The 16,816-nt window shown below is 70.4% G+C and carries 13 protein-coding genes, 2 pseudogenes and 1 riboswitch; of the genes and pseudogenes, 3 read left to right on the forward strand and 12 right to left on the reverse strand.

The window, feature by feature from the left end; genetic code table 11:
• Nucleotides 1-268: 268 nt before the first annotated feature.
• The 5 genes from thiC to FOY91_RS16695 all read right to left on the reverse strand — a co-directional run bounded on the left by thiC (nucleotide 269) and on the right by FOY91_RS16695 (nucleotide 6,919).
• Complete coding sequence (thiC, locus tag FOY91_RS16675; protein ID WP_145154408.1) at nucleotides 269-2,146, reverse strand: phosphomethylpyrimidine synthase ThiC; 1,878 nt, start codon at nucleotides 2,144-2,146, stop codon at nucleotides 269-271.
• A 27-nt stretch (nucleotides 2,147-2,173) separates the two neighbouring features.
• Nucleotides 2,174-2,283, reverse strand: a riboswitch (TPP riboswitch).
• Nucleotides 2,284-2,358: 75 nt separating this feature from the next.
• Nucleotides 2,359-3,387, reverse strand: a complete 1,029-nt coding sequence (gene holA / locus FOY91_RS16680) for a DNA polymerase III subunit delta (RefSeq protein ID WP_145154410.1) — start codon at nucleotides 3,385-3,387, stop codon at nucleotides 2,359-2,361.
• A 4-nt stretch (nucleotides 3,388-3,391) separates the two neighbouring features.
• Nucleotides 3,392-3,904: an LPS assembly lipoprotein LptE gene (lptE, locus tag FOY91_RS16685; protein ID WP_145154412.1), complete on the reverse strand. Its 513-nt coding sequence runs from the start codon at nucleotides 3,902-3,904 to the stop codon at nucleotides 3,392-3,394.
• The gene (gene leuS, locus FOY91_RS16690; protein ID WP_145154432.1) at nucleotides 3,901-6,420 is read right to left on the reverse strand and encodes a leucine--tRNA ligase; all 2,520 of its coding nucleotides are present in this window, start codon (nucleotides 6,418-6,420) and stop codon (nucleotides 3,901-3,903) included. The genes lptE and leuS overlap by 4 nt, the downstream gene beginning before the upstream one ends.
• A gap of 31 nt (nucleotides 6,421-6,451) precedes the next feature.
• Nucleotides 6,452-6,919 (reverse strand): DUF3576 domain-containing protein, encoded by a 468-nt coding sequence (locus FOY91_RS16695; protein WP_145154414.1) that lies wholly within the window; start codon nucleotides 6,917-6,919, stop codon nucleotides 6,452-6,454.
• A 170-nt stretch (nucleotides 6,920-7,089) separates the two neighbouring features.
• Between FOY91_RS16695 and FOY91_RS16700 the strand changes: the two genes are divergently transcribed.
• Nucleotides 7,090-7,788 carry a porin gene (locus tag FOY91_RS16700; RefSeq protein WP_145154416.1) on the forward strand — a complete coding sequence of 233 codons (699 nt, stop codon included), beginning with the start codon at nucleotides 7,090-7,092 and terminating at the stop codon, nucleotides 7,786-7,788.
• Between the two features lie 46 nt (nucleotides 7,789-7,834).
• Here the strand turns inward: FOY91_RS16700 and FOY91_RS16705 are convergent, their stop codons facing one another.
• The gene (locus FOY91_RS16705; protein ID WP_145154418.1) at nucleotides 7,835-8,035 is read right to left on the reverse strand and encodes a hypothetical protein; all 201 of its coding nucleotides are present in this window, start codon (nucleotides 8,033-8,035) and stop codon (nucleotides 7,835-7,837) included.
• Between the two features lie 143 nt (nucleotides 8,036-8,178).
• On the opposite strand from FOY91_RS16705, the gene FOY91_RS16710 reads away from it, so the two are divergent.
• Nucleotides 8,179-9,480 carry an MFS transporter gene (locus FOY91_RS16710; RefSeq protein WP_145154420.1) on the forward strand — a complete coding sequence of 434 codons (1,302 nt, stop codon included), beginning with the start codon at nucleotides 8,179-8,181 and terminating at the stop codon, nucleotides 9,478-9,480.
• A 6-nt stretch (nucleotides 9,481-9,486) separates the two neighbouring features.
• Here the strand turns inward: FOY91_RS16710 and FOY91_RS16715 are convergent, their stop codons facing one another.
• From FOY91_RS16715 to FOY91_RS16735, 6 genes and pseudogenes are all read right to left on the reverse strand, one after another.
• On the reverse strand, nucleotides 9,487-11,133 hold the full coding sequence (locus FOY91_RS16715; protein ID WP_238995761.1) for an ATP-binding protein: 1,647 nt from the start codon (nucleotides 11,131-11,133) through the stop codon (nucleotides 9,487-9,489).
• 129 nt (nucleotides 11,134-11,262) lie between these two features.
• Nucleotides 11,263-11,643 (reverse strand): annotated as a pseudogene (locus FOY91_RS22060) (DUF805 domain-containing protein); the annotation flags it as partial.
• A gap of 30 nt (nucleotides 11,644-11,673) precedes the next feature.
• Nucleotides 11,674-12,435: a TIGR02186 family protein gene (locus FOY91_RS16720; protein WP_238995760.1), complete on the reverse strand. Its 762-nt coding sequence runs from the start codon at nucleotides 12,433-12,435 to the stop codon at nucleotides 11,674-11,676.
• Nucleotides 12,432-13,346, reverse strand: coding sequence for a sulfite exporter TauE/SafE family protein (locus FOY91_RS16725; RefSeq protein WP_145154426.1), 915 nt, complete (start codon nucleotides 13,344-13,346; stop codon nucleotides 12,432-12,434). The genes FOY91_RS16720 and FOY91_RS16725 overlap by 4 nt, the downstream gene beginning before the upstream one ends.
• A 56-nt stretch (nucleotides 13,347-13,402) precedes the next feature.
• Nucleotides 13,403-14,530 (reverse strand): hypothetical protein, encoded by a 1,128-nt coding sequence (locus FOY91_RS16730; protein WP_145154428.1) that lies wholly within the window; start codon nucleotides 14,528-14,530, stop codon nucleotides 13,403-13,405.
• Between the two features lie 24 nt (nucleotides 14,531-14,554).
• Entirely contained in the window at nucleotides 14,555-15,955 is a 1,401-nt protein-coding gene (locus FOY91_RS16735; protein WP_145154430.1) for a glycosyl transferase family protein, read from the reverse strand.
• Nucleotides 15,956-16,082: 127 nt separating this feature from the next.
• On the opposite strand from FOY91_RS16735, the pseudogene FOY91_RS16740 reads away from it, so the two are divergent.
• Nucleotides 16,083-16,816, forward strand: a pseudogene (locus tag FOY91_RS16740) (alpha-2-macroglobulin family protein); the annotation flags it as partial.

Here is a 16,816-nt window from a genome sequence, read left to right on the forward strand (position 1 = left end):
CTCGAAGGTCCTGTGACAGCACTCGTGGCATCCATGCCGGCCTCCTCGACCCGGCACAACGCCTGAATCAGAAAACCGCGCTCGTGTGAATCCTCAACGATTCAGAAGGCGCGGAAACCGCTCTAGCGCATGCAGACTCTAACAATCCCCTATTTTTCACCCCTGATGGTGAAATAGGATCGTCTTCGAGTTCGAACAGAGCTTCGAGTTCTTCGTGAATCTTTTCAACCGAATCTGCGTCAGGAAGCCATACCATTATCTTTCCTCCTCACTCCGCCGGCAGGTAAATCTCCCCGCCCTTCTCCCTGAACGTCTCGCTCATCTTCGCCATGCCTGCTTCGGCGTCCTCGCTCGCCACCGGCTGGGCGGCGAGGAAGCTGCTGCTGGGCTGGTTCTGCGTCGCGGCAAAGTCGCGGACTTCCTGCGTGATCTTCATCGAGCAGAATTTCGGCCCGCACATCGAGCAGAAATGCGCGGTCTTGGCGCCCTCGGCGGGCAGCGTCTGGTCGTGATACTTCTCCGCCGTGTCGGGATCGAGCGACAGGTGGAACTGGTCGCGCCAGCGGAACTCGAAACGGGCGCGACTCAGCGCGTCGTCGCGCAGCTTGGCGGCCGGGTGCCCCTTGGCGAGATCGGCGGCGTGGGCGGCCAGCTTGTACGTCACCACGCCCACCTTCACATCGTCGCGGTCGGGCAGGCCGAGATGCTCCTTGGGCGTCACGTAGCAGAGCATCGCGGTGCCGAACCAGCCGATCATCGCCGCCCCGATGGCGCTGGTGATGTGATCGTATCCGGGCGCGATATCGGTCGTCAAAGGCCCGAGCGTGTAGAAGGGCGCCTCGCCGCACGCCTTCAGCTGCTTTTCCATGTTCTGCTTGATCTTGTGCATCGGCACGTGGCCGGGGCCTTCGATCATCACCTGCACGTCGTGCTTCCAGGCGATCTGGGTCAGTTCGCCCAGCGTCGCCAGCTCGCTGAACTGCGCCTCGTCGTTGGCGTCGGCGATCGATCCGGGGCGCAGGCCGTCGCCCAGCGAGAAGGCGATGTCATACGCCTTCATGATCTCGCAGATGTCCTCGAAATGATCGTAGAGGAAGCTCTCCTTGTGATGGCTCAGGCACCACTTGGCCATGATCGAGCCGCCGCGCGAGACGATGCCCGTCACCCGCTTGGCCGTCATCGGGATGTAGGCGAGGCGCACGCCGGCGTGGATCGTGAAATAGTCGACGCCCTGCTCGGCCTGCTCGATCAGCGTGTCGCGGAAGATCTCCCACGTCAGGTTCTCGGCGATGCCGTCCACCTTCTCCAGCGCCTGATAGATCGGCACGGTGCCGATCGGCACGGGGCTGTTGCGGATGATCCACTCGCGCGTGTCGTGGATGTTGCGGCCGGTGCTGAGGTCCATCACCGTGTCCGCGCCCCAGCGGATCGACCAGACCATCTTGTCGACCTCGTTCGCCACGTCGGAGGCGACGGCCGAGTTGCCGATGTTCGCGTTGATCTTCACGAGGAAGTTGCGCCCGATCGCCATCGGCTCGGATTCGGGGTGGTTGATGTTGTTCGGGATGATCGCCCGGCCGCGCGCGACCTCCTCGCGGACGAATTCGGGCGTCACGTAATCGGGGATCTCGGCGCCGAAATCCTCGCCGTCGCGGATCGCCGCCTCGCGCAGTTTCGCGCGGCCTACGTTCTCGCGGATGGCGACATATTCCATCTCGGCGGTGATGATGCCCTGCCGGGCGTAGTGCATCTGGCTGACGTTGGCGCCGGCCTTCGCCCGCAGCGGCCGCTTGCGGACATTGGGGAAGGGAGCAACGCCGGCCGAGCGGTCCGGCCCCTTCAGGCCGTTATCTTCCGGCTTCTGCTCGCGCGCGTCATATTCCTCCACGTCGCCACGCCCGCGGATCCAGTCGGCGCGCAGCTCGGGCAGGCCGGCCATGATGTCGATGCGGGCGTTGTCGTCGGTGTAGGGGCCGGAACAGTCGTACACCCGCAGCGGCGGCTCCCCGCACGAAGGCTCCAGCACGATCTCGCGCATGGCGACGCGCACGCTGGGGTCGTTGGGCGAGGCGACGTGGATCTTGCGCGATCCCCGGATCGGGCCGGTCGTAACCTTCATCTCGGTGCGCGCGGGGATATCGGCCATCACTGTCTCTCCAATCACGGGAAGGAGAGCGTTGCCGCACGCCCTCCCTACGCCGGTGCGAACCGGATCAGGTCATGCGGGTCGTGGCTGCATCGGCCACCTCTCAGCCGCTCGCTGCGGCCCCCCGGGGATATGTCAGTCCCTACGCCTGCCGGCATGGCGCGCCAAGGAGATTCGCCATGACGCCGATCGGCGGCGCTGGCGGCGGCCCGCTAGGGGCGCAGCCGCGTCGCGAAGCGGGCGATCGCCACGAGTTCGGCCTCCACCAGGATCGGCCCGGCGCTGCCGCTTGCCTTCACCGCCAGTTCGGTGGCCGTCACGCGTTCGATCGCCTTGGCCAGCGCCTCGCCGCTCCAGCGGGAAAGCTGCGTCGCGACGGCGGCCTTCTCCTTCCAGAACACCGCACGCCCGGCGCCGCCCATCACCGCCTCGATGCCGTTGCCGCGATCGACCTCGGCACGTAGCTCGGCCAGCAGCATCAGCCGGCGCAGCAGCGGCCGCAGTAGGCCGATGCCCTCCTGCCCGGCGATGGCGAGCCGCGCGAGTTCGGCACCCAGGCGTTCGGGGCGGCCGGAGATCAGCATGTCCACCAGCCGCGACAGATCGCCCTCGGCGGTGTCGGCCGAGATCTCGTCGAACATCGCGCGGTCGAGCGGGGCGGGGCGATCAGGCGCGGCATCGACGTACAGCGCCAGCTTCTCGATCTCGCGCGCCAGCAACGCGCGGTCGCCGCCGGAACCGGTCGCCAGCCTGCGCGCCACGTCGCCGTCGATCACCAGCCCCTGCTCGCGCGCCATGCTGCCGGCGAGGCGGTCGATATCGCCGCCCTCGGGCAGGTAGCTGGCGAAGGCGAGCACCGCCGGGTCCGCCAGCGCGCGCTTGAGCAGGCGTGAGTCCTTGCGCAGCGCGCCTGCCACCATCACCACCGGATTGCCGGCGGAAGGCGCCTCCAGCAGCGCCGTCACCGCCTCGTACGCATCGTCCCCCGCCGGCTCGATGCGGATGTGGCGCGCGCCGCCGAACAGCGAGATCGACGCGGCCTCGTCGGTCAGCCGCGCGGGATCGCCCTTCAGCTGCGCGCCGCTGAGATCGACCCGTTCCGCCTCCGGCCCCATCCGCCTGGCCAGCCGCGCGGCCAGTTCGCGCGACTGCGATTCGTCGGGGCCGTGGAGCAGGAACAGGCGGATGTCGGCAGGCGCCGTATCGAGCGCGCGCTCGATCTGCGGCCGGCTCGCCTTCATCCGGTTACGGCCGGGGCGTGCGCGTGGCGTACAGCGCGATGCGCGCGACGATCTGGTCGGCGATCTGGCCGGACAGCCGTTCCAGCGCGGACTGCTCGGCGGCGATCGTGGCATATTCGGAGCTGACCACGTCGATACCGGCGTCGCTGCCGGCGGTCGCATCGAGCAGCACCGTGCCTGCCGCACCGGCATCGCGCAGGCGGTAACGGGCGCGCAGCGTGCGGCGCTCGCGCGTCACGGCGTTGTCGGTACGGATGCCGAAGCCGGTGATCTGGTCGTCCAGCTCCACCTCCAGCCGGTAGCGGGGCGCGGTCGTACCGCCGGCGGCTAGGCGATCGACCAGCGCGTTGCGGACCAGCCAGCCGGCGCGATCCGGGATCGGCGCGACCTCGATGCCGGCCAGCGACTGTGCGACAGCGCCGTTGGCACCCCCGGCATACAATGGCCGCAACCCGCAGCCGGACAGCAGCAGCGACGCGGCGGCGAGGGCGGCGGCAGAGGCGAGGGTGCGCCTCATGCGACGATGTTCACGAGACGGTCGGGCACGACGATCACCTTGCGCGGCGGCTTGCCGTCGAGCAGGCGGGCGATCTTCTCCGCCCCCAGCGCCAGCGCTTCCACCTCCTCGCGGGGCAGCCCCTTGGCCACCGTCAGCGTATCGCGCAGCTTGCCGTTCACCTGCACCGCGATCGTCACCTCGTCGTCCACCAGCAGCGCCGGATCGACCTCCGGCCAGGCGGCGTCGGCGACGAGGCCCGGTTCGCCCAGCAGGCTCCACGCCTCCTCGGCCAGATGCGGCACCATCGGCGCGATCAGGCGGACGAGCGTGGCGATGGCGGTATCGCGCGAGGCGGAGGCGGGCGCCTTGTCGATCGCGCTGGCCAGTTCGTAGATCTTGGCGACCGCCTTGTTGAACGACAGCGCCTCGATATCGGCGGCGATGCCGGCGGTGGAGCGATGCACCTTGCGATCGAGATCGGCATCGGCCCCCGCCGCGCCGGACTGCCCGCCGCTCAGCCGCCACAGCCGCTGGACGAAACGCCACGCGCCCTCGATGCCGGATTCGCTCCACGGCAGGTCGCGCTCGGGCGGGCTGTCGGAGAGCATGAACCAGCGCACCGCGTCCGCGCCGTACTGATCGACGATCGGGCCGGGATCGACGGTGTTCTTCTTCGACTTTGACATCTTCTCGATGCGGCCGAGCGTGACGGGTTCGCCGCGCTCCACCGTCACGAGCGTGCCGTCGCGCTGCTCCACCTCGTCGGGCGCCAGCCAGCGACCGTCGGGGGACTTGTACGTCTCGTGCGTCACCATCCCTTGCGTGAACAGGCCGGTGAACGGCTCGGCGACGTCGATCTTGCCGATGTGGCGCAGCGCGCGCGTCCAGAAGCGGGCATAGAGCAGGTGGAGGATCGCATGCTCCACCCCACCGATATACTGGCCGACCGGCAGCCATTGCTCGGCCACCGCCTTGTCGAACGGGCGATCGGCGGGCGCGGAGGCGAAGCGGATGAAATACCACGACGAATCGACGAACGTGTCGAGCGTGTCCGTCTCGCGCCGCGCGGGGGCGCCGCAGGTCGGGCAGGGCACATGCTTCCACGTCGGATGGCGATCGAGCGGGTTGCCGGGGATGTCGAACGACACGTCTTCGGGCAGCACCACCGGCAGCTGGTCCTTCGGCACGCCCACCGGGCCGCACGCCGCGCAATGGATGATCGGGATCGGGGTGCCCCAGTAACGCTGGCGCGAGACGCCCCAGTCGCGCAGGCGCCACACCGTCGTGCCCTCGCCCCAGCCTTCGGCCTCGGCACGCGCGACGACGGCGGCCTTGGCGTCGGCCACGCTCATCCCGTCGAGGAAGCGCGAGTTGACCAGCACGCCGGGCGCGCTGTCCGCCGCGTCGCCCACCGGCAGGTCCGCCTCGGCCGCGCTGGGCGCGACGACGCGGGTGATCGGCAGCTGGTATTTGCGGGCGAAATCGAAATCGCGCTGATCGTGCGCCGGCACGCCGAAGACGGCGCCGGTGCCATAGTCCATCAGCACGAAATTGGCGACGAACAGTGGCAGCGTCCACGTCGGGTCGAGCGGGTGGACGACCGACAGGCCGGTATCGTAGCCCTTCTTCTCGGCCGTCTCCACCTCGGCCGCCGCCGTGCCGGTGGTGCGGCAATCGTCGGCGAAGGCGACCAGCGCCGGGTCGTTCGCGGCCAGCGCCAGCGCCAGCGGATGATCGACCGAGATCGCCGCGAACGACGCGCCGAAGATCGTATCGGGCCGCGTGGTGAACACGTCGAGCGTGTCGAACCCGGCCGCCGGTTCCGCCAGCGCGAAGCGGAATTTCAGCCCCACGCTCTTGCCGATCCAGTTCTCCTGCATCGTGCGGACCTTCTCGGGCCACTGGTCCAGCGCCTTCAGCCCGTCGAGCAGGTCGTCGGCGAAGTCGGTGATGCGCAGGAACCACTGGCTCAGCTTGCGCCGCTCCACCGGCGCGCCCGATCGCCAGCCCTTGCCGTCGATCACCTGCTCGTTGGCGAGCACGGTCATGTCGACCGGATCCCAGTTGACCGCCGATTCCTTGCGGTACACCAGCCCGCCCTCGTACAGGTCGAGGAACAGCGCCTGTTCCTGCCCGTAATAATCCGGCTCGCAGGTGGCGAGCTCCCGGCTCCAGTCCAGCGCGAAACCGAGACGTTTCAGCTGGGCGCGCATCGCGGCGATGTTGGCGCGGGTCCAGTCGCCCGGATGCACCTTCTTTTCCATCGCGGCGTTTTCCGCCGGCATGCCGAAGGCGTCCCACCCCATCGGATGCAGCACCTCGAACCCCTGCATCCGCCGGTAGCGGGCCAGCACGTCGCCCATCGTGTAGTTGCGCACATGGCCCATGTGGATGCGCCCCGACGGATAGGGGAACATCTCCAGCACGAAGCTCTTGGGCTTGGGGCTGTGGTCGTCGGCGTGGAAGCTGCCGCGCTCGTCCCACACCTGTTGCCAGCGCGCGTCGACCGTGTGGTGGTTGAACCGCTCGCTCATGGTCATCCGACAATCATCCGGTCGTGGTCGCTCAGCCGGCCACGGCGTTGCGGCGCAGGTCGCGCGCCTTGGTGAGGATGATCTCCTCCAGCTTCTGCACGGTGGCGGCCTGCACCGGCGCCTCTACCCACTGGCCGTTCTGCAGCACCTGGCGCGAGGCGGCGACGCGCACCGCATCGGCGCGCAGATCCTGATCGATGATCGTCACCGTCACCTTCATCCGGTCGGTCGGCGTGGCCGGGTTGACGTACCAGTCGGTCACGAGGACGCCGCCGTTGGAGTCGGTCTGCGCCATCGGCATGAAGCTGAGCGCGTCGAGCGCTGCGCGCCACAGATAGGAATTGACGCCGATCGTGGTGACGCGCGAGGCGGCGAGATCGGCCGTCTTCATCGGCCGGTCCTTCTTGCCGCCGCAACCGGCGAGGGACAGCGCGACCGCGAGGGCGGCCACCGCGAGCGGGCCCTTGAGCGTAGTGGTGGAAAGCAGACGGGCCATCATGATCCTCGGGGGGCGGGCGTGTGGCGTCGTTATAGATCGTCCCCGCCGGCCCGCAAGCACTGGCACCGCTGTGGGGATCATGCAACAGCGCGCTCAAATCGGCGGGGGCGGATGGAATTGGTTACCTTTGCCATGCTAGGCCGTTTGGGCAGGGGAGCATCAGGGAAGACATGGGCGGCATCAGGGCATTTTCAGGGTTTGCGGGGGGCGTGCTGTCGCTCTCGGCCATCCTGTGCGCGCCGCTGATGGGTGCCACGGTCCGGTCGCCGCGCAAGCCCGCCGCCTCGTTGAGCGCACCGGGCAGCCTCGGTTCCTTTACGCCCGCCGCCGCCGATCCGCGCATGGCGGCCAGCTTCGCCCGCAACGGCTTTGCCGGCGGGTTCCGTTTCACGCCGTCCTCGGTGCCGGGCACGCGCCGCTCCGTCACCGTCGCCGTGCGGGCGCGTCAGGCCGGCCGCGCCGCCGCCGAGCGGATCGCCGCGGCCACGCCGGCGCTGGCGCCGACCGCCTATAACCTGGGCGTGGCGGTGGGCTGGAAGCGGTTCGCGCTGTCCGGCGATATTGCCCGCGTCGATATCGGCCCGATGCCCGGCAGCCGCGAGGCGATGGACGTGGGGCTGAGCTACGGCGGCAACAAGTGGCGCACCCGACTCCAGTTCGGCACCGATCGCAGCGTGGGCGAGCAGCCGTTGCTGGTCGGCAACGACGAGGCCTATTCGGTCGATCTCGGCGGCTCCTATACGCTGACCCGCAATCTGGAAGTGACCGGCGGCCTGCGCTACCGCACCCAGCGCGACAGGTTGGAAGCCTTCACCGAGGCCAAGCGCGACTCGCAGGCCGTGTACGTCGGGACAGCCTTCAAGTTCTGATCGGCCGGCGCACGCGCCGCCTGTGCCGTGGAAAACCGCCGTTCCGCTATCGCCGATGTCCTGACCGGCCGTCCGCCTGATCGTGCGACCCGGCGAACAGGCGCGCCCATTCCCCTTCGTTCATGCCCAGATCGGGCAGGTCGTGATGCAGCCGCTCGATCCGGGCGAGCGCGCCGGCGATCGCCGCCCGGCACCGCGCGGTGCCGCGCAGGCCGAACAGGTGGGGAGTCGCATCGGTCGGCGGCATCCGCGGCATGATCGCAGGGTGCGCCGGCGGCGCGGGCGACGCATCGCCGGTTCGACCAATCCGGCACCCGCGACGACGAACACGCTGTTAGGCCCGGCCCCGCCCGCGTGATACGCCGCCGCATCACCGGGGGGAGGATACGGATGGGCACGCGGGTCGAGACGGACGGCATATCGGCCGCGCGGCGGTTGCGCGCGATCCTCGGCGGGGCGGCGGGCAACCTGGTCGAGTGGTTCGACTGGTACGCCTATGCCGCCTTCACCCTCTATTTCGCGCCCGTCTTCTTTCCCGAGGGGGATCAGACCGCGCAGTTGCTGCAGGCCGCCGCCATCTTCGCGGTGGGGTTCGCAGCCCGCCCGGTGGGGGCGTGGCTGGTCGGCATCTATGCCGATCGCGCGGGGCGGCGGGCGGCGCTGTCGCTGTCGGTCGGCATGATGTGCGCCGGCTCGCTGATGATCGCGCTGATCCCCGGCCATGCCACGATCGGCCCGGCGGCCGGATGGCTGCTGATGGTGGCGCGGCTGGTGCAGGGCCTGTCGGTCGGCGGCGAATATGGCGCGGCGGCCAGCTACATGAGCGAGATGGCCGGCGAGCGGCGGCGCGGCTTCTGGTCCAGCTTCCACTTCGTCACGCTCGTCGGCGGGCAGTTGCTCGCGCTCGGCCTGCTGATCCTGCTCCAGCATACCCTCTCGGCCGAGGCGCTGGCGAGCTGGGGGTGGCGCGTACCGTTCGTGATCGGGGCGCTGCTGGCGGTGGCCGTCTTCTGGATCCGCCGCGGGCTGGACGAGAGCGCCTCGTTCACCACCGCCGATCGCAAGGGCGTGCGCGCCGGCACCGCGATGACGCTGCTGCGCCATCATCCGCGCGCGGTGGCCACGATCGTGGGGCTGACGGCGGGCGGCTCGCTCAGCTTCTACATCTACACCAGCTACATGCAGAAGTTCCTGGTCAACACCGCCGGCTATTCCAAGACCACCGCGTCCGAGATCAGCGCCGCCGCGCTGGTGGCGTTCATGCTGTTCCAGCCGGTCGCGGGCTGGCTGTCGGACAAGGTGGGGCGGCGGGCGATGCTGATCGGCTCGTTCGGCGGCGGTGCGCTGATCCTGTGGCCGGTGATGGCGGGGGTGGCGCGCGGCGCCGCGCCGCTGGTCGCGCTGACGTTGATCCTCGGCGCGCTGGCGTTGCAGGCGGGCTATACCGCGATCGGCGCGGTGCTGAAGGCGGAGCTGTTCCCCACCCACGTCCGCGCGCTGGGCGTGGCGCTGCCCTATGCGGTGGCCAACGCCGCGTTCGGCGGCACCGCCGAATATGTCGCGCTGTGGTTCAAGTCGGAGGGGATCGAGCGCGGGTTCTACGTCTATGCGGTGACGCTGATGACGGTCAGCTTCGTGACGGCGCTGCTGATGCGCGACACGAAACGGCACAGCCGCATCGCCGAGGACTGAACCGGCCTACCGCCCCTGCGCGCGCCAGCGCTTCACCACCCGCTCGATCGTCTCCGCCTCGCCGCCGGTTTCCCGCCACAGGTCGGAGAAGACGGGATCGTTCGAGGCCGGGCGCCGGGCCGGTTCCAGATCGTCGAGCGCCACCCGGATCGGGATCGACACGCCCTCGCCGCTGATGACGCACTCGCGGTTGCGCAGCGCCGGCAGCGCATCGAGGAAGCCGCGCGATCCCTCCGGCATCGCCGCGCGCACGAACGCCTGATCGCGATCGTTGTTGAGCCTGAGCGAGATGATCGTGCCGCATTGCGACAGCACGCCTTCCGCCAGGTCGGACGGGCGCTGCGTGATGAGGCCCAGCGACACGCCGTACTTGCGCCCTTCCTTGGCGATCCGCTCCAGGATGCTGCGCACCGCCGCGCCCGTCGTCACCCGGTCGGACGGGATGTAGCGGTGCGCTTCCTCGCACACGAGCAGGATGGGCCGCTGCGTCTCCCCGCGCGACCAGACCGCGTAGTCGAACACCATCCGCGCCAGCACCGCCACCACCACGTTGGTGATGTCGCTCGGCACGCCCGACACGTCGATGATCGAGATCGGCTTGCCGCCGCCGGGCAGGCGGAAGATGCGGGCGAGGAAGCCGGCGAGCGTATCGCTGACCAGCATGCCCGAGAACATGAAGGTATAGCGCGGGTCGGCGCGCAGTTCCTCGATCTTGGTCTTCAGCCGCTGGTAGGGCGCGCTGCCGCCGGCCTTGTCCATCCGCCCCATCTCCGCCTGGAGGATGCCGAGCAGGTCGGACAGCAGATAGGGCACCGGGCTGTCCACGGTCAGCTTGGTCAGCCCCTCGGCGCAGCGGTTCTTGGCGCGCGCGGCCAGCAGGCATTTGGCGAGGATGTCCGAATCGAGCTGCCGGTCCGGCCCGGTGGAGCTGACCAGCACCTCGACATGCTCGGCGAAGTTCATCAGCCAGTAGGGCATGGCGAGATTGTCGACGTTGAAGATCTCGCCCGCATCGCGGAACGCGGCCGGATATTCGCCGTGCGGGTCGATCATCACGACATGGCCCTCGGGCGCCATCTCGCAGATGCGGTGGAGGATCAACGCGGCGGAGGTGGACTTGCCGGTGCCGGTGGAGCCGAGCAGCGCGAAATGCTTGCCCAGCAGCGCATCCACATACAGCGCGGCACGGATGTTGCGCGTGGGGTACACGCTGCCGATCTCGATATGCGGGCGATCGTCGGCGGCGTACATCTGCCGCATCTCGCGCGCGGAAACCGGATGCACCGGCGTGCCGGGCACCGGATAGCGGGTGACGCCGCGGCGGAAGTTCACCATGCGCCCGGTGGCGCCCTCGCAATCGCCCTCGCCGAGGAAATCGACGGCGGCGATGATGGTGTCGCTGTCGGGCGCGGCCAGCCGCATCGTGCGGAGCGAGGCCAGCAGCCAGCGCGGGCCGACGCGCAGCTTTACCTGTGCGCCGATCTGCCCGGCCATCGCGATGCCCTCGTCCGGGTCGTCGGCCAGCGCCGCGATCAGCGTGGCATCCAGCGCCACCTGCGACGAGGCGCCGCCCACGTCGAGCAGCCGCCCGATCTCGATCGTCTCGCCGGCGGGCGTCCGCTCTGCCAGCGCCGCTGCGTGCAGTCCGCTCATATCGCTCATGCCGATGGTTCCTGTGGTCCACCGGCGGTTTAGGGCGAGACGGTTAAGGCTTTGCCCCCGGCCGTATTTTTGCCGTTCGGGGGCGTCGGGCCCGGCCTCCACCGGATCCGGGCCGAAACGGTTCGGCCCGCGCGTGCCGCTGATGATGTAGAAGACGAGCAGGATGATCCCGCCAATGAACGGGAAGAATATGATGAGGGTCCACCAGCCCGAGCGATCGGTATCGTGCAGCCGCCGCACGCCCACCGCGATCGATGGCACGAGGATCGCCAGCGTGAACAGCCCGACGAGCCAGCCTGCATTGTGCTGGCCGGCAAAACCGATCTGCCCGTCGCCCAGCATGCGCGTGGTGTCGCTGCTGCCGATGCCGAGGATCGATTCGACGATCATCAGCACGATCGTGACGAGGATGATGAACAACGCGAACATCCAGTATTCGCGCGGCCGCGCCCGGCCCGAGAATTGCGCATAGCGGCGCAGCGGCAACAGCATCCAGTTCATCGTTCGTCTTCCCCCCAGTGTTGGGCCGCGTCAGGCACGCTTGCGCCCGAAGATCGCGCCCGCCGCCCAGCCGAGCAGCACGGACAGCGCCACCGCCACCAAACCATAGGCCAGCGCGTGGCGTTCCGCGAAGCTGGCGACGATTCGTTCGAAACCGCTGCGATATACCGCGATCTCGCGCACCGCCGCCGCGATCACCCGGCCATCCTGCACCAGAAACGTCTCGGCGGTGTAGTCGCCCACCGGCACGCGGGCGGGCAGGCGAATGCGCGCGCGATAGAGCACGCCCTCGCTCACCTCCACGCCGTGCGGCACCTCGACATACAGGCCCATGCGGTTCTTGAGATCGACGAGGCCCTGCTCGAATCGCTTCTGCTCGTCCGGCGGGGCGCTGCTGGCGGGGGAAAGCTGGATGTTGTCGACGCCGAATTCGTAGATCGCCGCCGTCCGCCCGTCCACCACCTGCCCCAAAGGGCGCGAGGCGGCGACCGCGTAGAAGGAGGGGACCGAGCGGAACCGGCCGCTCTCGGCGTTCAGCCAGATGCCGGCCACCTTCTGCTTCTCGCGCAGCAGCACCGATTCGGTCGGCCCCTTGATGACCACCACCACGTCCGCCGGCCGTTTCGGCACGACTCCGCCCGGATAGACGATCGCGCCGAACAGCAGCAGTTCGGCGCCGGTGAAGCTGTAGATGATGTCGATCCGCCGCTGCGACACGTCCGGCACCAGCCGGGGCTTGGCGGCGCCGCCCAGCAGCAGCGCCAGCAGCATCAGCAGGGGCAGGCGCTTCACAGCGGCTGCACCGTGTAGATCTCGTCCGGCCGCCAGCCCAGGCCCAGCGCCATCCGCATCGCCACCGCCAGCACGAGGCCAGCCAGCGCCAGTCGCAGCCATTCCGGCCGCACCCGCTGGGCGAAGCGCGCGCCGAACTGCGCGCCCACCACGCTGCCGATCAGCAGCAGCCCGGCCAGCACGATATCCACCGCCTTGGTGGTGAGCGCGTGGACCAGCGTGGTCGCCGCCGTCACGAACAGGATCTGGAACAGCGAGGTGCCCACCACCACCCGCGTCGACATGCCGAGCAGGTAGATCATCGCCGGCACCAGCACGAAGCCGCCGCCCACGCCCAGCAGCACGGTGAGCAGGCCGGTGCCGAAGCCGAGGATCAGCGGCGCCAGCGGCGAGATGTAGAGGCCCGAGCGATAGAAGCGCCAGCGCATCGGCAGCGCCGCGATCAGCGGGTGGTGGCGGCGCGCGGCCACCGGCGGCGGCGCCTTGCCCCACATCACCGCGATGCTCTGCGCGGCCTCCTTGGCCATCAGCAGCCCGATCGAGCCGAGCAGCACCACGTAGAGCAGCCCCACCACCGTATCGATCTGGCCGGTTCGTTGCAGCCAGCGGAACACGAAGCCGCCGGCGACGGAGCCGATCGCGCCGCCCGCCACCAGCACGCCGCCCATGTGGAAATCCACCCCCTGCCGGCGGCGATGCGCCAGCACCGCCGACACGCTGGCGCCGGTGATCTGCGTGGCCGAGGAGGCGACCGCGACGGCCGGGGGGATGCCGTAGAAGATCAGCAGCGGCGTGGTGAGGAAGCCGCCGCCCACCCCGAACATGCCGGATAGGATGCCGACGAGGCCGCCCAGCCCCACGATCACCAGCACGTTCACCGACAGGCCGGCGATGGGCAGATACAGGTCCATGTCGTCCGGCTACCGCATTCCGGCCGCGCCGTCATGCCACTGGCGGCCTTGCGCGATCAGAAATCCGCCGCCAGCGTGATCGCAAGGCCCGTGCCGGGCGCGGCATCGCCCGCCACGCGCACGCGCCACTCGGCCGCGGCCGTCACGCTGGTGCCCGCCAGCGGCAGGCCGAGCGCCACGCGCGGGCCGACATCCAGCCGCGCCACGCCGGGCTGCGCCGCGCCCCATGCACCGCCGCCCACGGTAAGCGAGCGGCCCGCCCCAAGTTCGCGGCGATAGCCGGCCCGGAGCGCGCCGTCGGCGAACAGGTCGCGCCGCCGCGCGCCGACGACACCGGCCTGCGCATAGCCATCCCCCACCACGCCGCGCCCGATCGGCCGCCAGAAACCGCCGGCGGCATAGGCGCTCCACGCATCGCGCCCCGCGCCGCCGACATCGACCCGCCGCTCGACCGAGACGCGCAAGGGGCGGCCCGGCAGCGGATGCCAGTCCACCCCCGCCGCCACCTCTGCCCCGCGCGTCTCGCGCAGCGGGGTGGAGGCGCGGGCGACGACGGCGAAGCGATCGGCGGGATCGAGCCGCCACGCCACCCGCGCGCCCGCCTGGCTGCCGCCGAGCTGGCCGCCGGTGGCGAGCGCCGGGCTGCCGCCCTCGCCGCGCCGGAACAGATACGCCCCGCCCGACCAGCGCGAGCCGGCGGGCGCGGCCGTGGCGGGTGCGACGCCGACGAGCGCGCCGCCGAACGGCGCGACCGGCACCGACCGGGTGGAAGAGGCCGCCGGCGATCCGGTTGCCGCCATCGCGGGCGCTGCGTCTGCCGGCGTCGATGGCGCGGGAGTAGCCGGCGCGATGATGCCGGCGGGGGAAAGGCGCAGGCCCGCGCCGCCTCCGGTCCGGAACGACGGCCGGATCGCAGATCGTTCCGGGCGCACGGCATTGCCCGACGTGGCTGATGCCGCGCCGCCGTCCGATATGTCGGCGGAGGCGGTCGATCGAGGTCGCTCGGGCGCCATCGCCCGCACCCGGCCACCGCTCCTCGTCGCCGTCGTGAAAGTCCCCGCCGTGCGCGGCAGATCCGCCTCGGCCGGCGGAGTGAGCAGATCGGGCATCACGATGGCGACGCGCGCCACCACCCACAGCCCGACGACGCCGGGCACCAGGCGCAGCGGCGTGACCAGCCTCATGCTACCGCCCTCATTCGCCCGCCCTCATTCAGCCGGGATCGCGGTGGGGAAGACGTGGCTCGTCTTGTCCCACGCCATGCCGCCGCCGCGCGCGCCGTGCAGATAGCCCGCCACCGCGCGGCGTGCCGCCATCATCGCGATGATGTTGCCCATCAGCATGCGCGGCACCGCCCGCACCCCCTCGCGCCAGCCATACACCGCGCGCACCATCGCGAAGCGCATGCCCGCGCGCCACAGCATCAGTACCGCGTTGATCGTCAGCAGCGCGGCGAGGAATGGCGAGGGGACGGGATACGCCCGCCCGGCGGCAAAGCAGAGCATGATGGTGAGCACGCTGCCCAGCAGCGCGGCATAGGCGGCGGCCAGGATCACGGCGGCCAGCAGCGCGCGCCGGTCGCGCAGCCGCATCCAGCGTTCGGCCAGCCCGCCGCGCCAGCCCAGCCGATCCCACCCGGCCAGCGCGATGCCCGTCATCCAGCGCGCCTTCTGCCGCACCGCCGTCTCGATCGTCGCGGGGAAGTAGGCGCGCACCGCCACCAGCGATCGCGGGCCGGACGGCAGCCGCACGAAGATGCCGCGCCCGCCGCGATCGGCCAGCCGCAGGCCCAGTTCATAGTCCTCGGTCAGGCTCGCATCGTCGAATGGCCGCCCGCCGCCCGCATCCGCCATCGCCTGCACGGCATCGCGCGAAAGGGCGCAGCCGACGCCGGCCGACGGCATCCCCGCACCGATCGCCTCGCGCACCACCAGCTGCTTGCCGTGCGCCTCGGCGAACTCGTCGCAATAATGGCCGGAAACCCAGCGCGATCCCGGCACGATCAGCGGCAGCACCGGCAGCTGCACCAGATCGAATCGTTCGATCAGCCGGTCGAACACGCGCAGCTCGGCGGAATGGACGACATCCTCGGCATCGTGCAGCACGATCGCCTTGAAGCGCACGCCCGATCGCGCCTCGTCCGCCAGCAGCGCGCGCCACAGCCGGTTGAGCGCCTCGGCCTTGGTCGTCGGCCCGGCGAGCGGCCCGCAGATCATCCGCACCCGCCACCCGCCCGGCGCATGCGCGCGCACGTTGCGCACAGCGGCGATCGTGGCGGGATCGTTGGGATAGACGCCCACGTAGATGCGGTAGTCGGCATGATCCAGCCGGGCGAGCGCGGCGCGCAGCATCGCGCCGATCACGCCGCTCTCGTCCCAGGCGCCGATGAAGATGGCGAGGCGGCTGGGCCGGTCGGCCGGGGCGAGCGTGGCGGCGGTCGCGGCGGTGTGGCGCTGGTACACCGTCATCCGCCGCCAGCCGGCGCGGGCGATGAAGATCAGGTCGACCAGCAGATCGTCCAGCCCGCCGAGCAACAGGCCCACGGCGGCGAACAGCAGAACCTCGCGACTGGCGACGGTGCAGACCCAGATCGCCGAATCATACAGCATCGTTCATTTTCCCCCGTCGCCGGCATAACCTGCTGATTCGGGGCGCGCCATCCACCTTGTCGGCGCATCGGGGCTGGATTTGGCGGGCGGCCCGCGCCACTCTGGGACATCGACGGGGGATGATCGGATGCGGGGCGGGATCGGCGGCACACTGTTCGGGCTTGCCGTCCTTGCCGGGGCGGTCGCCGGCACGGCGGCATTCGGCGATGCGGCGCCGCGCGTGGAACTGGCGACGCCGGGCGCGGGCGGCGGCGCGATTGAACGCTACACGCTGCGCTTTTCCGAGCCGATGGTGCCGCTCGGCGATCCGCGTGCCACCGCGCCCGCAGCGATGGCCTGCCCGGTGGGCGGCACCGGCCGCTGGATCGACCCGCAGACCTGGGTTCACGAGTTCGCCGCCGCGCTGACCGGCGGCGTCACCTGCACGCTGGCGCTGCGGCCCGGCCTGCAATCGTTGCGCGGCGCGGCGGTGGCGGGGGAGCGGCGGTTCACGATCGACACCGGCGGGCCTTCCGCCCGCGCGATCCTGCCCGGATCGGGGGAGATCGAGGAGGGGCAGCTCTTCCTCGTCGCCGCCAACGTGGCACCCGATCGCGCCTCGGTGGCGGCCAATGCCTATTGCGCGGTGGACGGCATCGGCGAGAAGATCGCGGTCGACCTGCTGCCGCCCGACGTGCCGGCCCGGCTGGTCGCCGGTCTCGGCCCCAATGGCTACGACCTGCGCAATTTCCTGGGCGAGGCGGGCCTGCCCGAGGCGCGGCAGGGCGATGCGACGGCACGCGCGACGCTGCTGAAGACGGTGACGGCGCTCAAATGCCGCCGCCCGCTGCCACCGGGGCGCGATGTGGCGCTTGTATGGGG

Origin of the sequence: Alterirhizorhabdus solaris, from assembly GCF_007785815.1 — a bacterium.
GTDB lineage: Bacteria > Pseudomonadota > Alphaproteobacteria > Sphingomonadales > Sphingomonadaceae > Alterirhizorhabdus > Alterirhizorhabdus solaris.